The 16,599-nt window shown below is 66.5% G+C and carries 21 protein-coding genes; 6 read left to right on the top strand and 15 right to left on the bottom strand.

Translation table 11 applies throughout. The features are described from left to right. The 6 genes from G3N96_RS39860 to G3N96_RS15165 form a co-directional block, all read right to left on the bottom strand. Positions 1-371 (bottom strand): DUF2946 family protein (locus tag G3N96_RS39860; RefSeq protein WP_206137686.1); only part of this gene is annotated, 371 nt, incomplete at its 3' end. Continuing rightward, on the bottom strand, positions 349-1,818 hold the full coding sequence (locus tag G3N96_RS15185; protein WP_206137685.1) for a PepSY domain-containing protein: 1,470 nt from the start codon (positions 1,816-1,818) through the stop codon (positions 349-351). The genes G3N96_RS15185 and G3N96_RS39860, both read right to left, overlap by 23 nt. A 242-nt stretch (positions 1,819-2,060) precedes the next feature. Next, positions 2,061-2,546, bottom strand: coding sequence for a hypothetical protein (locus G3N96_RS15180; protein WP_206137693.1), 486 nt, complete (start codon positions 2,544-2,546; stop codon positions 2,061-2,063). Positions 2,547-2,649: 103 nt separating this feature from the next. Continuing rightward, positions 2,650-3,195 carry a hypothetical protein gene (locus G3N96_RS15175; protein WP_206137684.1) on the bottom strand — a complete coding sequence of 182 codons (546 nt, stop codon included), beginning with the start codon at positions 3,193-3,195 and terminating at the stop codon, positions 2,650-2,652. Further along, entirely contained in the window at positions 3,192-3,386 is a 195-nt protein-coding gene (locus G3N96_RS15170; RefSeq protein ID WP_206137683.1) for a hypothetical protein, read from the bottom strand. Before G3N96_RS15170 ends, G3N96_RS15175 begins: the two co-directional genes overlap by 4 nt. Before the next feature lie 93 nt (positions 3,387-3,479). Next, positions 3,480-3,803, bottom strand: a complete 324-nt coding sequence (locus G3N96_RS15165; protein ID WP_069259119.1) for a DNA-binding protein — start codon at positions 3,801-3,803, stop codon at positions 3,480-3,482. A 592-nt stretch (positions 3,804-4,395) separates the two neighbouring features. Between G3N96_RS15165 and G3N96_RS15160 the strand changes: the two genes are divergently transcribed. Continuing rightward, on the top strand, positions 4,396-5,028 hold the full coding sequence (locus G3N96_RS15160; protein ID WP_206137682.1) for a LysE family translocator: 633 nt from the start codon (positions 4,396-4,398) through the stop codon (positions 5,026-5,028). Positions 5,029-5,046: 18 nt separating this feature from the next. Here the strand turns inward: G3N96_RS15160 and G3N96_RS15155 are convergent, their stop codons facing one another. Continuing rightward, positions 5,047-5,280: a hypothetical protein gene (locus G3N96_RS15155; protein ID WP_206137681.1), complete on the bottom strand. Its 234-nt coding sequence runs from the start codon at positions 5,278-5,280 to the stop codon at positions 5,047-5,049. Positions 5,281-5,444: 164 nt separating this feature from the next. Between G3N96_RS15155 and G3N96_RS15150 the strand changes: the two genes are divergently transcribed. Then, the gene (locus tag G3N96_RS15150) at positions 5,445-6,482 is read left to right on the top strand and encodes a T6SS immunity protein Tli4 family protein (protein WP_206137680.1); all 1,038 of its coding nucleotides are present in this window, start codon (positions 5,445-5,447) and stop codon (positions 6,480-6,482) included. Positions 6,483-6,569: 87 nt separating this feature from the next. Here G3N96_RS15150 and G3N96_RS15145 read toward each other — a convergent pair whose 3' ends face one another. Then, positions 6,570-8,198, bottom strand: a complete 1,629-nt coding sequence (locus tag G3N96_RS15145) for an NADP-dependent glyceraldehyde-3-phosphate dehydrogenase (protein WP_206137679.1) — start codon at positions 8,196-8,198, stop codon at positions 6,570-6,572. Positions 8,199-9,129: 931 nt separating this feature from the next. Between G3N96_RS15145 and G3N96_RS15140 the strand changes: the two genes are divergently transcribed. Together G3N96_RS15140 and G3N96_RS15135 are read left to right on the top strand one after the other, a co-directional pair. Continuing rightward, positions 9,130-11,259, top strand: coding sequence for a TonB-dependent siderophore receptor (locus G3N96_RS15140; RefSeq protein ID WP_206137678.1), 2,130 nt, complete (start codon positions 9,130-9,132; stop codon positions 11,257-11,259). Between the two features lie 27 nt (positions 11,260-11,286). Beyond that, positions 11,287-11,820, top strand: coding sequence for a hypothetical protein (locus tag G3N96_RS15135; RefSeq protein WP_241022650.1), 534 nt, complete (start codon positions 11,287-11,289; stop codon positions 11,818-11,820). Positions 11,821-11,838: 18 nt separating this feature from the next. On the opposite strand, the gene G3N96_RS15130 is transcribed toward G3N96_RS15135, so the two are convergent. Further along, the gene (locus tag G3N96_RS15130; protein ID WP_124581626.1) at positions 11,839-12,786 is read right to left on the bottom strand and encodes a LysR family transcriptional regulator; all 948 of its coding nucleotides are present in this window, start codon (positions 12,784-12,786) and stop codon (positions 11,839-11,841) included. A 226-nt stretch (positions 12,787-13,012) separates the two neighbouring features. Between G3N96_RS15130 and G3N96_RS15125 the strand changes: the two genes are divergently transcribed. Together G3N96_RS15125 and G3N96_RS15120 are read left to right on the top strand one after the other, a co-directional pair. Further along, complete coding sequence (locus G3N96_RS15125) at positions 13,013-14,041, top strand: DUF1338 domain-containing protein (RefSeq protein ID WP_206137677.1); 1,029 nt, start codon at positions 13,013-13,015, stop codon at positions 14,039-14,041. A gap of 390 nt (positions 14,042-14,431) precedes the next feature. After that, positions 14,432-14,737, top strand: a complete 306-nt coding sequence (locus G3N96_RS15120; protein WP_206137676.1) for a hypothetical protein — start codon at positions 14,432-14,434, stop codon at positions 14,735-14,737. 105 nt (positions 14,738-14,842) lie between these two features. Here the strand turns inward: G3N96_RS15120 and G3N96_RS15115 are convergent, their stop codons facing one another. The 6 genes from G3N96_RS15115 to G3N96_RS15095 form a co-directional block, all read right to left on the bottom strand. Beyond that, positions 14,843-15,097 (bottom strand): GlsB/YeaQ/YmgE family stress response membrane protein, encoded by a 255-nt coding sequence (locus tag G3N96_RS15115; RefSeq protein WP_206137675.1) that lies wholly within the window; start codon positions 15,095-15,097, stop codon positions 14,843-14,845. A gap of 128 nt (positions 15,098-15,225) precedes the next feature. Further along, the gene (locus tag G3N96_RS15110) at positions 15,226-15,447 is read right to left on the bottom strand and encodes a hypothetical protein (RefSeq protein WP_124581633.1); all 222 of its coding nucleotides are present in this window, start codon (positions 15,445-15,447) and stop codon (positions 15,226-15,228) included. Positions 15,448-15,503: 56 nt separating this feature from the next. Beyond that, positions 15,504-15,635 (bottom strand): hypothetical protein, encoded by a 132-nt coding sequence (locus G3N96_RS39705; RefSeq protein WP_256941090.1) that lies wholly within the window; start codon positions 15,633-15,635, stop codon positions 15,504-15,506. 26 nt (positions 15,636-15,661) lie between these two features. Next, complete coding sequence (locus tag G3N96_RS15105; RefSeq protein ID WP_039354235.1) at positions 15,662-15,859, bottom strand: CsbD family protein; 198 nt, start codon at positions 15,857-15,859, stop codon at positions 15,662-15,664. 56 nt (positions 15,860-15,915) lie between these two features. Further along, positions 15,916-16,266, bottom strand: a complete 351-nt coding sequence (locus G3N96_RS15100; protein ID WP_039354238.1) for a BON domain-containing protein — start codon at positions 16,264-16,266, stop codon at positions 15,916-15,918. 62 nt (positions 16,267-16,328) lie between these two features. Continuing rightward, the gene (locus G3N96_RS15095; RefSeq protein ID WP_179243696.1) at positions 16,329-16,493 is read right to left on the bottom strand and encodes a hypothetical protein; all 165 of its coding nucleotides are present in this window, start codon (positions 16,491-16,493) and stop codon (positions 16,329-16,331) included. Between the last annotated feature and the right edge of the window lie 106 nt (positions 16,494-16,599).

Below are 16,599 nucleotides of genomic sequence, written 5' to 3'. Positions count from 1 at the left end.
GGCGGCGCGGGCGGCGCATGCCGCGCGGCCGGGATGGCGGAGAGAAACACCGCGGACTGCAGCGGCGGATGGCCGGCGAGCAGGCCGCAATAGCCGCAGCGGTCGAAATGCCTGTCGGATGGAGAATCGGACGACGAATCGGGCGACGCCTGCGATTGCGCGTGCGCCACGAGCGTGCTGCCGGTGGCCGAGCAGATCGGCGCGGCCGGCAGGCCGTCATCGGGTGCGGCCGCGCGCAGTTGCGAGATCAGCGGCGCGACGAGCGCGAGCACGAGCGCGAACAGCCCGAGCCACGCGGTGGCCCGGGCTTGTCGCGTCGTCGCGCCGCGTATGCCGGCGCGCGATGAATCAGGCCGCGGCGCGTGCCGCACGGCCGAACAGCAGACGGTCGATCAACCAGACCGCGACGATCGTCGCGCCCATTAGCGGGAAGACGATGCCGAGCAGCACGAGCCCCGCGATCCAGCCGCGCATCGGCGGCGCGCCGCGTTCGCGCGACGGCGCGCCCAACTTGCGAGCCGGGCGGCGCTTCCACCACATCACGGCGCCCGTGATGGCCATCGCGGCCAGCCCGAGCGACAGCACCGCGCAGACGATCTGGTTCGCAAGCCCGAAATAACGGCCCATGTGCAGCGACGTGCCGTACGACACGGCGCGCGATACCGCGCCGTAGTCGTCGTAGCGGATGTCCTTCAGCACGGCCCCGCTGTACTGGTCGAGGTAGATCGTGCGCTCGGCTTTCGGGTCGTCAGGGAAGTACGATGCGGTGAACACGCCATCCGTGCCGGACGGCAGCGCGAGCGTGTAGCCGCTCGTCACGCCGAGGCCCGCGACGATCGCGATCGCGCGGGCCAGCGGCAGCGGTGCCGGCGTCGGCGTCGGCGCCGACGGCGAATGCGGAACGGGCACGTTGCCGACCGCCCACGGCGTTTGCGGCAACGGCAGGTCGTCCATCACCATCCCCGGCATCGACTCGCCGGCGTCGTGGTGATGGCCGGACGGTGCGGCAGCCTGGGCAGGTGCGGGCGCCGCGGCGGCACCGGGGCGCGTCGAGCGTACCGACCCGCCGCCCCATGCGCCTTCCGGCGCGCCGAGGTTCACGGTCGCGGCCAGCGCCTTGAAGTTCTTGCCCCACGAGCCCGACCACGGCAGCCCCGTCAGGATGAACGCGATCGTGCCGGCCGCGAGCCAGATGCCGGCGGTTGCGTGGAGGTTTTTCCACAGCGGCCGGCCGCGCAGCGACAGGTCGGGGCGCAGTGCCTGCCCGACGCGCGTCGCGCCGCGCGGCCACCATAGCGCGATGCCGGTGCCGATCATCACGAAGGTCCAGCACGCGGCGAGCTCCATCAGCAACTCGCCCGTCTTGCCGAGCAGCAGCTTGCGATGCAGCATCCGGTCGATCTGCATGAAGCGGTTCTCGACGCTCAGCGTGCCGAGCACGCTGCCGTCGTACGGGTTCACGTACACGCTCTCGCGGCTGCCGTCGCGCAGCCGGAACACGTATTCGGCGCTGCGGTCCGGCGCGGTCGAGACCTGCACGGACACCGGCGTCGCGCCGGCCGGCATCGCGGTGCGCGCGCTCGCGAGCAGCGTGTCGGCATCGAGCCGCGGCGTGGCGCGCGGCTCGACGACGAGCCGGTGCGGATACAGCAGCGGCTCGATCTGCGGCTGGAAGCAATAGAGCGTGCCGGTGATCGCGAGGACCACCAGGAACGGCATGACGAACAGGCCGGCATAGAAGTGCCAGCGCCAGAGCGTCCGGTAGCCGGCGTGGGCGGATTGGGCGGGCGAGATCGCCCGTTCGACGGTGGTCGACATGGTGTCAGCTCCTCGGGTTCGTTGAGCGGCCGCGCCGGCACGGGCCGGCAGGCGTCAACGCGCGTTGCGCCCGCCTGCCGGCATCGACGAAACGGGCGGCGCGGCGCCATGCGCGGAAGCGGCGCATGACGGCGTCGCCCGCGCGAGGCGGGCAGGCGGGTGAACGCTTGAATCAGGTCGTGCGAGACGAACGGCATGCAGGCCCGCGCACGTCGACGTGCACGAGCCGCGGGGCGGAACCGTCAGCAGGACAGCGGAGGGGCGCGGGAGGGTGGGCGATCGTCGAAGATCGATCGCACGACAGGAATGCGGTCGACGTGAATCCGGAAGCGCCGTGGCGCGGCGGCGGGAAACAGCAGCACCAGCAGCACGAACGACGCCAGCGCGGTGAACAGCGCGGCGCCGAATGCGCACAGGCTGTCGCCGCTGCCGGACGAGGTCGCATTGTCGGCATGGCCGTCATGCTTGAGCGCGTCGGCGAGCGCGTGCGCGTCGTTGGCCGGTGTGATCGGCGCGCCGGCATCGAAACGGGCCGCCAGCGCGGCCACGTTGACGATCAGCGGGCCGCGGCCCGAACACAGCACCACCGAGCCCGCATCCGGACCGTCCGGATCGAGCATCACGGCGCCCGACATCAGCGCGCGGGACAGCAGCGTCACGAGGAGGAACCCCCACAGAAGCTGTCGCGCGACGCCTTGGCGGAGCAGGAAGCGGCGAAGTGCGTTCATGGCGCGCGATTGTACCTTCGTTTGCGGGGCGGGGCCGTCCGCCACGCTGATGCACGGCATCAGCCCGGCGTGCTGCCGGGCGCGGACGAAAGCACGCGGGCGGCTATTCGGAACCGAACGATCCGCTGCCGGGCGGCGGGTTCGCCGGGCCATACGACCAGGTGCCGTCCGCGCGGGCGGTCAGCACGTTGCCCGAGCGCCGGTCGTACAGATGCCACTGTTCGTCGGCCGGATCGTCGCCGTACGGCCAGGTCGTCAGCTTGCCGCCGAGGTCGAAATCGAACGCCCACGAACCCGGCTGGGCGCAGGGCGCGACCGACTGCAGGATCTGCCCGTCGAGCCGTTGCGCGGCGGCCGCGATGTCGCCGGATCGGGACTCGCTGTGCGCGAGCTCGTGACCGTCGAGCGCGATCGACCAATGGCAGTAGCAGATCCACAGGTGCCCGCTGCCGGCCACCGTCACGTGCCGCGACGCGAGCCTGTCCCGTGCCGTCGCGGACAGGCCGGGCGAGCCGGCGAGCGGCTCCCTGACATGCAGCGCGGGTTGCCCGAATTCGAACGTGAGAAAGCTGCCCTGGCCTTTCGTCACGGACCAGGCAGGAGTTTCGCAGATGGCCGGCCAGATTCGGTCGAAGTCGACAGCGGTCACGGCGTGCGTCTCGCATCGGCGAAACCGGCTTCGGCTTCGGCGTCGTCGATGCTGCCGTCATCGTCGGCCATCCGATCGGACAGGTCGGCCGCCGACACGCGCCGCATCGTCCGCTCGACGTCGCGGCCGTTGCGTTTCACGAACACGCCGAGTGCGCCGGCCTGTCGGGATGGCCGGTTCCTGGGAATCATGCGGCGAGATCGTCGGGCATGCGCGTGCCGCGCATCGGGAAAGGCTGCCGCGGCCGTGCGTGACGCCCGCGGCGGCCGATGCAGTGCGCCGGCTCAGGCCGGATACGCATCGTCGACTTTCAGGTTCGCGAGCCGGAACAGCGTGCGCAGCGTCTGCGGATGAATGTCGCGGTGCGCGGCGAGCGACGTCAGCATGAAGTCGAGCACTTTCGCGTAGCGGAGCAGCACGAGGCAGCGCGCGAGATCGGGCGTGCGGCCGCGCATGTCCTCGGCGAGGTGAACCATTTCGGTGGACAACGAGCGTGCCATCTCGAGTTCCATCTGCTGCTTTTCGGTCCAGTCGGGCAACGGCTGTTCGAGCACCTTCGCGAGAAAGAGCTGGAACGACGTGTCGGACGAATTGGGCAGTGCATCCATGAAGGGCCTCGTTACTTGCTCGGATCGTTCGGGCGTGTCCGCTGGATGCGCCCGACGGTGGGTTCGTGTCCGCGCGGTGATCGGCGCGGCGGTTACCCGAACGGGATGCAGGTTTCGTACCAGCGGCGCGAGACGATTGTTGAGTATTGTTGAGCCGCGAGGCGATGAGGGCCGCGAGTCCCGCCGGTACTGGGGGGTGGAGGGGGCCGAGGAGGCGGTCTACCGGCGCGGCGCGATGCATATCGAGTACGCGGAGCGGTTCGCCGAGGCGAAATGCTTCACGGATGTAACGTAACGCCGGGATAAATTGCGTAGCGCGTTCCCCGGCCGTCTGACGAAACGGGCCGGCCCGCGCGTGCCGCCTGCGCCTGTCAAGCGTTCGGGCCGGCGGAAGCGTTGGGACAGGGCGTCCGCCATGCTCGGCGAAAGCCGCCGGCGAATGTGCCGGGTGTTTCAAATCCGAGACGGATTTACCCGTGGCGATCCGGTTGCGCGCCCCGTCCAACTGGCCCAGCGAATTGTCGGCCAATTGTCCATGGGCAGACGGCGCGCGTTTGCCAACAATGCCCCGATCATCCCTGCGAGGTTCGACATGAGCGTCCACGCCTTCTTCTCGGCCAACCTGCTGCTGGCCTACACGGCCTACTTCATCGGGACGGCCAGCCCCGGGCCGAGCAATCTCGCGATCATGTCGGTCGCCGCGAACCAGGGCCGCAAGGCGGCGCTCGCGTTCGCGCTCGGCGTCATTTCCGGGTCGATGTGCTGGGCGACGGTGGCGGCGCTCGGCGTGTCGGCCGCGCTGCTCGCGTGGTCGAAGCTGCTGGTCGCGATCAAGCTGTTCGGCGGGCTGTACCTGCTGTGGCTCGCGTTCAAGTCGGGACGCACGGCGTGGTCGGGCAACGCGGCGGCGTCGACGAACGCGGCGGGCGAGCAGCGGCTGTCGCGCTTCTACGTGCGCGGCGCGATGCTGCACCTGACCAATCCGAAAGCGATCCTCGTGTGGGTGTCGATCGTCGCGCTGTCGTCGAACGGCGCGAGCGCGTCGCACGGTGCCGTCGTGCCGGGCTGCATCGTGATCGGGTGCCTGGTGTTCGGCGGCTATGCGCTCGTGTTCTCGATGGACGGTGCGCGCCGGCTGTACGTGCGCGGCCGGCGTGCGATGGAAGCGTGTCTTGCCGTCGTGTTCGGCGTGGCGGGGATCAGGCTGCTGGTGTCGAACGTCTGACGCGGCAGGCCCGCGCGTCTAGCTCTGGCGGGTGGCGCGTCGCTTGGGCGAACGCACGGCGTCGCCCGGCTGCTCCGCCGGACGCGTGAACAGCGACACGATCGTCTGCCGGAGCCAGCGGTGCGCGGGATGGCTGTCCCAACGCTGATGCCAGATCACGCAGTAAGGCCGCGCGGGCATGCGCACCGGCGGTTGCCGCGACACCAGTGCCTTTTCGTGGATCGACAGATCGAGCAGCGTGGTCGGCAGCACGCCGATGAAATCCGACTCCCGGATGATCGCCAGTCATGGGCTCGCCTATAGTCACGAAAGACTTCGGTGTCGAGGCTTGCTTCACGCCGAACATGGACACGCCGGGTGCTTCTCGGTAACAGGGTGCAGACAATGAAAGATATCAATGTGCGGGGAGGGTCGTGATGGCGCGTTTTGTTCGTTCGCTGCTCTTGCTGACGGGGCTGTGTGCCTGCTCGTTTGCGTATGCCGTGGAACCCGGGGTGAACAATCCGTTGTTATCGGAATTGCGTCCGTGGTGCATCGGTCGCCTGATGTTCGACCGGCCCGTCTCGAGCGAGATCTCGGACGAGCGTTACGAGTACCGCGGCGAAAAGCTGGTGACGACGCACGATGTGTCAGCGGAGGACTACGATGCCAAAGTCGCGGCGCGCGAGAAGGAACTGCGTACCAAACAGCGGGTGAATCCCGTTGATCTGCAGGAGCAGACGGGACGCATGTCGCTGGAAAAGGCCTTCTCTCCGGTGCCACACTCGCGGGTTTTCGTCTTCAACGATGCCGTGGCGAAAGCTGTCGCCTTGCCGTTCGATACGGAAGGCTATCTGTTCGCGAACCACACGCTCGTCCGGACGACGAGCTTGATCGGTGCGGATGTGCTGGACCGGGCCGAAAGCATCTATGAGGATACCTACCGCCGTATCAAGGTGCGCGATAACTGGGCCGTGCCGACGGAATCCGGCTTTTGCTTCGATGGCGGGGTCGTCGCCGGCCCTTCAACTTACTCGGAAGAAGTGAGCCAGTCGTTCGCGTTGATGCCGGGTCGCCTGGCGCTGCTTGTGATCAAGCTGCGGGATGCGGTGGACGTCGATCTGGAGCAACCGCTCACCCGCAATCTACGCGCGCTGCGCGCGACACTCAATCGCATGCCGGGACGCTACAGCATCCTGCGTCAAGGCAAACGGCAGGTCGCCGGCATGGACGCGGAGGAGGTGCTGTTTGCGCTCAGGAATGGCGCGGTCACCGTCTATCGCTTCTACTTGCTCGCGCCGGGGAATCCCGCGACGGTGGAGCAGCCGCATACATCGGTCGAACTGCTGCTGGGCGCGCCCGCGCGCGACGACTTGCCACCGGAAAAGGCCACCTCGCCGGTGGACGAAGCGGGCGCGTTGCAAGTATGGGACACACTGCTGAACAGTCTGCGCGCGAGGCCTGGTGCGATCTGATCGGAGGCGGACGAGGTGGGGCGCGCACTCAACCCGACGACTCCGCCGCACTGACGCGCGGCGGAGGGCACCCGAATCAGAGCGGCTTCAGAAAATAAAGCCCGTATTGATGAACTTCGAGTGGTGATCCGACACGATCGAATCGAGCAGCTGCTTGCTGCTGTCGGTCTGCTTCGCCGCGACCATCGAGCGGATCGAGAACGCGCGCAGCGCGTCGCTCACCGACAGCGTGCCTTCCGCCGAATCCTTGCGGCCCGCGAACGGGAACACGTCCGGCCCGCGCTGGCACTGGCAGTTGATGTTCACGCGGCACACCTGGTTCACGAGCGGATCGACCAGCGCGCCGATCTGCGCCGGATCGGAACCGAAGATGCTGACCTGCTGGCCGTGATCCGACGTGGTCACGTAGTCGAGCGCGGTGTCCACGTCGTCGAACGTCGCCACCGGAATGATCGGCCCGAACTGTTCCTCGCGGTACAGCTTCATCCCTTCCGACACCGGGTACACGACGGCCGGATAGAACAGCGTCTTGCTGAACTCGCCGCCCGAATGGTTGACGACCTGCGCGCCCTTGGCCTTCGCGTCGTCGATCGCGTCCGTCATGTAGGCCGTGCGATGCATGCCCGGCAGCGGCGTGATGCTGACGCCTTTCTCCCACGGCATGCCGATCTTCAGCTGTTCGAGCGCGGCGGTGAAGCGCTTCAGGAATTCGTCGACGATCGAGCGGTGCACGAGCAGCATCTTCAGCGCGGTGCAGCGCTGGCCGTTGAACGACAGCGCGCCGAGCAGGCATTCCTTCACGGTGAGGTCGAGATCGGCGTCGGGCAGCACGATCGCCGCGTTCTTCGCGTCGAGGCCGAGGATCGCGCGCAGCCGGTGCGACTTCGGGTGCTGCTTCTTCAGGTGGTCGGCCACCTTGCTCGACCCGATCAGCGCGAGCACGTTGATCTTGCCCGACGCGAGCATGTGCGGCACGACCACCGCGCCCGGCGCATAGATCGTGTTGATCACGCCTTTCGGGAACGCATCGCGGAACGCGTCGAGCAGCGGCTCGAACAGCAGCGTGCCGTACTGGGGCGGCTTGAACACCACGGTGTTGCCCATCAGCAGCGCGGGGATCAGCGTCGCGAACGTCTCGTTCAGCGGATAGTTGTACGGGCCCATGCACAGCACGACGCCGAGCGGCGTGCGGCGGATCTGGCCGATCGTGCCTTCGGCGATCACGAAGCGCGAATTCGCGTTGTCGAGCTCCTTCAGCGCGTCGATCGTCTGCGTCATGTACGTGACGGTGCGGTCGAACTCCTTCTGCGAATCGGCGAGGCTCTTGCCGATTTCCCACATGATCAGGTTCACCACCCGCTCACGCTGCGCGACCATCCGCTTGATGAAGTCCTGCATGCACGCGATGCGCTGCTCGACTTTCATCGTCGGCCACTCGCCGCGGCCGGCGTCGTACGCGCGCACCGCGGCGTCGAGCGCCGCGTCGCTTTCCGTTTCGCCCATCACCGGGTAGCTGCCGATCTCGACCTGCTCGACGCTGCCGTCCGCCTGTCGCACGCACACGGGCGACAGCACGGTCTTGGTCGCGCCGTCCCACGGCCGCAACGCGCCGTCGACGAGCGACACGCGCTGGTGAATCGGCGAAGCGAGCCGGTACTCGGCGGGGATGTCCTGAAAGGCGGGAAACAGCTGCTGCAGGGAGGCGGAATCGGGCATGACGGTCTCGTTTGACGGGGTGTCCGGGAAGGACGGGCGATGCGAATCCTGAGCGGGAAATCCTCGATCCTGAATCGGCATCATGACGCGCGGACGACGACACGTCACGCGTGACCCTGGCCGATTCAACGACTGGAACCAGTTCCATTAAAAAGGAACGCCGGCGCGAATGCAAGAATTGCCGAATCGTCCCACATGCGTTGAAAGCATTTGGAAAGAGTGTTTCCGAATCCTTGGTATAAGCCGCCAACAGCGCGCGCAAACGTTTCAAACGGGCCGGTTTCAGCGGATAATGGCCCGGCGCGGCGAAGAAAAAAATGAAGTGAGCCTGAGAGCATAGGTAGTGAAAAACGGAAGAAGGTCCGCCGCGCTGCCGATGCGAGGTCGGCTGCCCGGAGCGCCGGGTCGGGGTTGCCCGGTCCGGCGCGCACCGGACTTCGAATATGCGCCGTCTGCTTCGACGGATGCTTCGTGATCCTCTCCAGTCCTTTCGTCGTCGTCTCCCGAATCCCGCCTGTTGCCTGGCCCGGCATCGCCTGATGCGGCCGAAGAATTTCTTTCGTTTTTATTACGGTCGAGTCGCTTAAAAGCGCTAAATGGAAGGGTATTCGTCAGGAATGCAGAGCGCCATGCGCATGCACGTTGCGGGCAGGCGACACGTTAAAAATTAACTAAAAACACGAATCATTCTCGTTTAATATTTCGCTCCGTTACGAGCCGTGACGGAGCGTCATGGCCGCTTTCGTGCCGGTCCTGCCGGCCGGCTGCCACCCGCCGCCGGCCGTTCACCGGCCCGTCGGCGCGACGAGGCGATCCCTGCGCGCCGCTGCTTGTTCACGGAAAAGCTGTCGCCAGCCCGATTCGCCGCGTGGTTCGCGCGTGGGCCGGATGCGTTTCCGTTCACCGTTTTCCCTCAGCCTCTATTTCAACGATGAAACTCAACAAGAGCGCTTGCCATGCGCTGCTGATCGCCACGTCGCTGGCCGGCGCACGCACCTCCTTCGCACAGGCGAGCGACGCCGCGGCGACCTTGCCCGCGATCTCGGTCAAGGCGACCGCCGAGCATGCGTCGTACGACGGCGGCCGCTCGCGTGCCGCCACCAAGACCGACATGTCGCTGATGGACGTCCCGCAGACGGTGAACGTCGTGCCGCACGCGGTGATCGAGGACCAGAACGCGACGTCGATGCAGGATGCGCTGCGCAACGTGCCGGGCGTCGGCTTCTCGGTCGGCGACGGCCAGCGCGACCAGATCACGATTCGCGGCTTCAACAGCATCACGGACCAGTACGTCGACGGCATCCGCGACGATGCGCTCTACTATCGCGACCTGTCGAACGTCGATCACGTCGAAGTGCTGAAGGGGCCGGCGGCCGTGCTGTACGGGCGCGGCTCGGCGGGCGGCATCGTGAATCGCGTGTTGAAGCGGCCGGACGCGAACCCGGTGCGCGACGTGGGCGTGACGCTCGGCACGCGCGGCGAGCGGCGCGGCGAATTCGACCTCGGCTGGAATGCGAACGACGCGGCGCGTTTCCGCATCACCGGCGCGGCCGAGAACTCGAACAGCTTCCGCGACCAGTTCCAGCTCAACCGCCAGGCGATCGCGCCGTCCGCGCAGTTCAAGCTCGACAGCAATACGGTGCTGAACGTCGAATTCGACTACCTGCACGACCGCCGCACGTCCGACCAGGGGCTGCCCGCGTATCTCGGCCGGCCGGTCGACGTGCCGATCAACACGTTCTACGGCTCGGCCGACGCGGCGAACAGCTCGTACAACGACGTCTCCGCGAAGAGCGCGACGGTGTCGCTCGATCATCGCTTCAACGATTCGCTGTCGTTCCATGGCGCGATCCGCGCGTACGACTTCTCGCTCGAACGCAAGAACTACGTGACGTACGAGCCGATCAAGACGGCCGCGCACCCGGTCGTCACGCTCGACCAGTCGACGCGCCAGCGCACCGACCACGGCATCGACGGGCTGTTCGAGCTCACGCAGAAGACGTCGCTGTTCGGCATGCGCCACGAGCTGCTTTACGGGCTCGAACTGTCGCAGCAGCAGAAGTTCGACACGATCTACAGCGTGTCGAAGGTCGCGACCTACGATCTGTTCAATCCGCAGCAGGTGGTGCTGCCCGGCGTGCCGACCGGCGCGCGGGCAAAGACGAACGCGTCGACCGTCGTCGGGCTCGCGGGGGTGTACGCGCAGGATTTGATTTCGCTCACCGAGCACTGGAAAGTGCTCGCGGGGCTGCGCTTCGACTACCTGAACCAGATCCGCCACGACTACACGTCGTCGAACGTCAACCTCGACCGCACCGATCACGCGTGGAGCCCGCGCGTCGGCCTGATCTACGAACCGCTCGACTGGCTGACGCTGTACGGGTCGTTCAGCCAGTCGTTCTCGCCGCTGGCCGATACGCTGATCAGCTCGGGCGCATTCTCGAACGGCGCCGCGCTCGCGCCGCAGAAGACCACCGCGTATGAACTCGGCTCGCGCTTCGACCTCGCCGGCAAGGCGACGGCCAGCGTCGCGCTGTTCGACATGCGCCAGACCAACCAGCAGATCGGCGACCCGGCGAATCCCGGCTATGCGCTGCCGATCGGCACGCAGCACGTGCACGGGATGGAGCTGGGCTTTACCGGCGAGATCGCGCCGAAGTGGTCGGTGTATGCGGGCTACGCGTACCTGAACGGAACGGTCGACGGCTCGGCGCAATCGACGGCGGCCGGTGTCGCCGTGTCGAGCAATACGCCGGGGCTGATGCCGCGCCACAGCGCGAACCTGTGGGTGAAGCGCGAGCTGCCGTACGGCTTCTACGCGGCGGCCGGCATGCAGTTCCAGTCGGCGCGCTACACGTCGGCGAGCGATCTCGTCACGCTGCCGTCGTTCACCGTGTTCAACCTGGGCGCCGGCTATCGCAGCAAGAAGGTCGACGTGACGCTGACGCTCGACAACCTGTTCAATCGCCGCTACTTCATCGCCGCGCACGGCAATGCGGATCTGTACAACATGCCCGGCGATCCGCGCACGCTGACCGCCACGGTGAAGTGGCACATGTAATGCACGCGATGCATGCGCCGGGTGACAATGCGGGGCTTCGTCACGATGCCCCGCCCCTCATTGCCCATGATCCGCCAATCGATTGATGTGTCGAACCTGACCGGCCGCGCCCGCGTGCTGTGCGCCGTGTTGTGGCTGGCTTGCGGCGCGGCCGCGGCGCATGCGCAGACGATCCCGGCCGACGCCGAACCCGAATGCCATTCGGTGTACGTCGGCCGTGCGATCACGTTGTCGGGCCGTTACGTAGTGGATTACAGCGACGAAGAGAGCGGGGAGGACGTGTGGTTCGAGGAGGACGACGCGTCGGCGCGGCGCCTGCCGGACCGTTCGCAGCGAGCGGGTGTGATCCGGTTCACGAACCAGCGCGATGCACGGCGCAGTCTGCGGCTGCCGGCGGCGCAACCCGAAGGCGTGTGCCGCTTCGACGGGCGTGCGACGCTCGTGATTCGCGATCTGGAAACCGTGTGCCCGGGGCTGGAGGAGCCCGATCACGCGCGGCTGGTGAAGGTCATGAAGGCCAGCCGGCCGACGCCACACGCGTGCGAGGCCACCGCGCCATGAGGCGGCGCGACCGCGCCGTTACTCGACGTCCTCGTCGTCCTCCAGATCGTCGCCATCCGCATCGGGATCCGGCGATGCATACGCGCTCGCCTGCTCGAGCAGCCAGCCGCGAAACAGCTCCAGCGGCTTGCTGTGGCTGAACTCCGTCGGATACACGAGGTAGTACGCGGAATCGCCGACCGTCGCCGCATCGCACGGCACCACCAGCCCGAGCTGCTGCAACTGTTCCTCGACGAAGAACTTCGGCACGAGCGCGATGCCGAGCCCGGCCGCGGCCGCGCTGATCAGCATCGTGTGCAGTTCGTAGCGCACGCCCTGCATCGTGCGGATGTCCTCGACGCCGTGCGTCTCGAACCACTGCGCCCACGCGCCGGGGCGCGTCGTCGAGTGCAGCAGCGGGTAGGCGAGCAGGTCCTCGACGCCGTGCACGGGCCCGTCGAGCAGCGCCGGCGAGCAGATCGGCACGACTTCCTCGCCGAACAGGTAGTCGGACGACGTGCCCGGCCAGGTCGGCTTGCCGTAGTGGATCGCGGCCTCGAAGTGCGTGTCCTCGAACGAGAACAGGTCGGTGCGGCTGCCCATGTTCACGCGCACGTCGGGCGTGCGGTCGTAGAAGCTCTTGATGCGCGGGATCAGCCAGTGCGACGCGAAGGTCGGCAGGACCGCGAGCTCCAGGTAGCCGCCGCCGCTGCCGTGCGCGATGATCGACAGCGTGTCGCGGTCGAGCGCCTCCAGCGCGCGGCGCACCTGCGTGCCGTACAGCTTGCCGGCGCGCGTCAGCACGACGCGCTGCTTCACGCGGGCGAACAGCCGCACGCCGAGGCTCGCTTCCAGCGTCGCGATCTGGCGCGATACCGCGCTTTCGGTCAGGAACAGCTCCTTGGCCGCGTGCGTGAAGCTTTCGTGGCGCGCGGCGGCTTCGAAAGCCACGAGCGCGCCCATGTTGGGGATCTTGAATTTGCGCATGATGTTCGATTCGTCTGACGATACGGCCCGTACGGCACAAGGCGGAACGCGGAGCAGGGGAGCGGCTGATAATTCCAAAAACTCATCACATATCAATTTAATCTCGCTTTACGCCCGGCTGCAACCCTTTGAATAATGCTCTCCACGCAAGGTCAGGCGCCCGTGGGGCGGCCGGCCGACGAGTTGCCGGCACGTTTGCCGGCGGTCCCCCGAGACGAGAATCCTGATGCGCAATCCGAATATCGAGAGCTTGCTGACGAAGCTGCTGGGACAGGCGAAGACCGACGCCCTGTTCTCGACCCTGAACATGCCGGCCATCCTCGAAGAATGGGAAGACGGCGTCGTGACGCGCGCGGAAATCGCGCAGGCGATGAACATGGCGCTGTTCGAAGGGCTGCTCGAGCGTTCGGCGAACGGCCGCGCGTACACGGCCGAAGCGGTCGAAAGCGGCGGCTCGGTCTATTTCGATCACGGCGCGCTGCGCACGGTGCGCTGGCCGCACACCGGCGCGCTGCCGCCGGGCGAGGCCGCGTTCACGCGCATCCTGCGTCCGCTCGGCTTCCGCCTGAACGGCCGTTACCCGCTCGACAAGCTCGGCATGACCGGCCGCGCGTATGCGCATGAAGATGCACCGGACGAGATCGCGCAGTTCTTCGTCAGCGAGCTGCATCCGGAACGTTTCTCGAAGGAATTCCAGCAGGCCGTGACGAACGTCGTCAGCACGTCGCGCGATCCGCTGTCGCCGGCGGCCGTCGCGCTGCTGTGGGAGGTCGAGCGCGAAGGCTGGCTGCCGCTGGACGCCGCGCACGCGCTGCTGCCGGAGATCGTCGGCGCGTTCGCGCGCCAGCACGACCTGCCGAACGAACTCGACTACGAAACGCTGCTGCTGGAATCGGCGGAAATGGCGTGGATCGCGACCGAAGGCAACGCGTTCAACCACGCGACCGACCGCGTCGCCGACGTGTTCAAGCTGTCCGACGACGAGAAGGCGAAGGGCCGGCCGATGAAGCCGGAAGTCGAGCGCTCGCGCTCGGGCCGCGTGTTCCAGACCGCGTATCGCGCGGATACCGTCGAGCGCGAATTCCGCACGCGCGACGGCGGCACGGTGAAGCGCAACGTGCCGGGTTCGTTCTACGAGTTCATCACGCGCAAGCGCACGTTCGACCAGGCGGCGCGCCGCTGGGTGACCGACCTGCGTTTCGATGCGGGCAACGCGCAGGGCATCTTCAAGATGACGGCGAACGCGGCGAAGTAACGAAAGGAAAGCGGGGGCTGCGCCGGCCGAGACGGTTGGCCGGCGCACGCACGAACCGCGGCATGAAGCGCCCTGCGAATGCGGGGCGTTTGCCATTTCGGGGATGGGCCGTCATGGACGCCACGGCCGGACGCGCGGGATCAAGCGCCCGAGAAAATCTCATCGAGCCGTGTCATATCCGCCGGTATGGGACGACAAACGTCTCGCCAGTCGAACCATCATTCATCGGCCGATTCGTCGTAGCACGTGTCACGGAGACGCCTTTCGATCATCGGGTCGATGGATTGGACGAGGCCTTGAGGTCAGCTGGCAGTTCATGACACACGCTCAGGAAACCCGTGCATGCGACACGGGCGCTTCCCGACGTCCTTTCTTGACAGGAGAACCCGGATGAACCCGATTCGCAAGCTCATGCTGTGTGGCGCCCTTCCGTTCCTGCTCGTTGCGGGTGCGGCACAGGCAGACGGTGGCGGCATTGGTCGCAGCGGCACCTACACGTCGCATACCAGCGACTGGACCATGATGATGATGGACAAGCTCACGCCCGAGCAGCGTACTCAGGCCATCGGTATCCAGCAGAAAATGATGGCGATGGAAATGCAGCACAACGAAGCGATGGCGAAGCTGCAGATGCAGCACGACAAGGACATGATGGCCTTGCAGAGCCAGTTGCTCGAACTCTACAAGGGGCACTAAGTGTCGCGAGCCCGGTGTCGAACACCGGGCTCGTCCGTCATGGCGTCGAACCTGTCATTGTGAAGTTTTTTGACGGGGCGCTTCGCCCGCGCGCTCGATGACCTGTCACGTTGCGCGATTGAACAGGCGGATCACGAGCAACAGGATCACTGCACCGATGAGCGCGATGACGATCGAGCCGAGAATCCCGCTGATGCCGATACCGAGCAATCCGGCGAGCCAGCCGCCGATCACCGCGCCCAGAATCCCGACGACGATGTCGATGAGCAGGCCGAAACCACCGCCCTTGACGAGCACGCCCGCCAGCCAGCCGGCGATGGCGCCGATGACCAGCCATATGATCAAGCCATGCATATCCATGAACGATTTTCCCTCTGGACTGGCGAAATTATTGTAAATCCGGCGGTCACGCTTTCACCTGCGGCCTCCGGCGCGCGGCGCAACACCGGCGGTTCCGGCGAACGTCCACCGGGCCCGTCGTGACGCGTTCATTGCGACGCGGCCGTTGCGGCGCTTGCCGCCTTGGCTTTCTTTGCCGCGTGGTGGTGGCCGATCGCGCAACCCGCGGCGGCACCCATTGCTCCGTGGTGCCCCGCGACGTGGCCGGCGACCCCGCCCACGGCCGCGCCCTTCAGGCATCCTGCTGCAAATCCCGGGATCGAAGCGGTCATCAAGGCGATGCAGGCGACCGAGATCGAAAGCAATTTCATTGTTTATCTCCCTGAAAAACGAGTTGTTTTGATCGACTCCGATCGAACGGGCACGCTCAGAAGACGTGCGTGATCAGAAAGAACAGCACCAGCAGCCCGACCGGCACGCCGAGCAGCCAGGCGATCAGGTATTTGCCCATGTCGTTGTCCTGGTGGCCGCGACGCCGTGGGCGCCGCGGCGGTTGCATTGAAGCGCGATCGACGCGCTATCGCGTTACAGCTCGCGGTCGAAATCCTTCAACTGCTTCTCGGCTTCATCGCGTGCGATGCCGTAGCGCTCCTGGATCTTGCCGGCCAGATACTCGCGATTGCCGTCGGCCACCTTCAGGTCGTCATCGGTCAACTTGCCCCACTTGGCCTTCAGCTTGCCCGAGAGCTGTTTCCACTGACCCTTGATCTTGTCCTCGTTCATCATGTGCTCCTTGTCATGCAGGGATAAAAGGCGCGGCGGCGTGCCGCGCCGGGAGGTCAGGCCTTCGCCTTCAGGCCGGATGCGTCGACGTGCTTCACGCCCTTGATCGCGCGTGTCACGGCGACAGCCTTCTTCACGGCGACCTTGGTCGGCAGCACGCCGGTGAGCGTGACGACACCGTCGACCGTCTTCACGCTGATGTCAGTGCTCTTCACGCCGTCCGTGGTCGCGAGCTCACCCTTCACCTTGGTGGTGATCCACGTGTCGGTGACGGGCTGGTTCGATTCGGCCGTCATGCCGCTGTCGGTGGACGAGGCTTGCGCCTGCGCATTCGTGAGCGGTGCGGCGCACAGCAGGAAAGCCGCGCTGGCGGCGAGCAGCGTCGAAAGGTGCGAGGTCTTGTTCATTGATGTTCTCCTTCGATTGGCGTGGTGAATGGATTGACTGCCGAGCACGGCGCGTGCCCGGATCAACCGGCGATCGGCGTGTCGTAGCCGGGCTCGCGCGGCGGCATGTCCGGGCGCGGCACGTCGGGCGGCAGCGGCACCGGCGGATCGGTGCCGGGCGGCGGTTCGGGCGGATTGTCCGGGGCCGGTTCGGGCCGCGTCGGATCGGGTGTCTGATGCAGCTTCATCGTGCTTCTCCTCTGCGGTTCGGAAGGCAGCGCATGAGCGCCGATGCAGTACCAGCGTACCGATGCAAACGGGCGTCGACATCGCGCAAATTCACCTGATCGGCTA

The sequence above is a fragment of the Burkholderia sp. Se-20373 genome (assembly GCF_017104705.1).
In the GTDB taxonomy this organism is placed as follows: domain Bacteria; phylum Pseudomonadota; class Gammaproteobacteria; order Burkholderiales; family Burkholderiaceae; genus Burkholderia.
The sequence above is the reverse complement of the archived record's forward strand: the minus strand, read 5'-3'. Positions and strand labels throughout refer to the sequence as shown.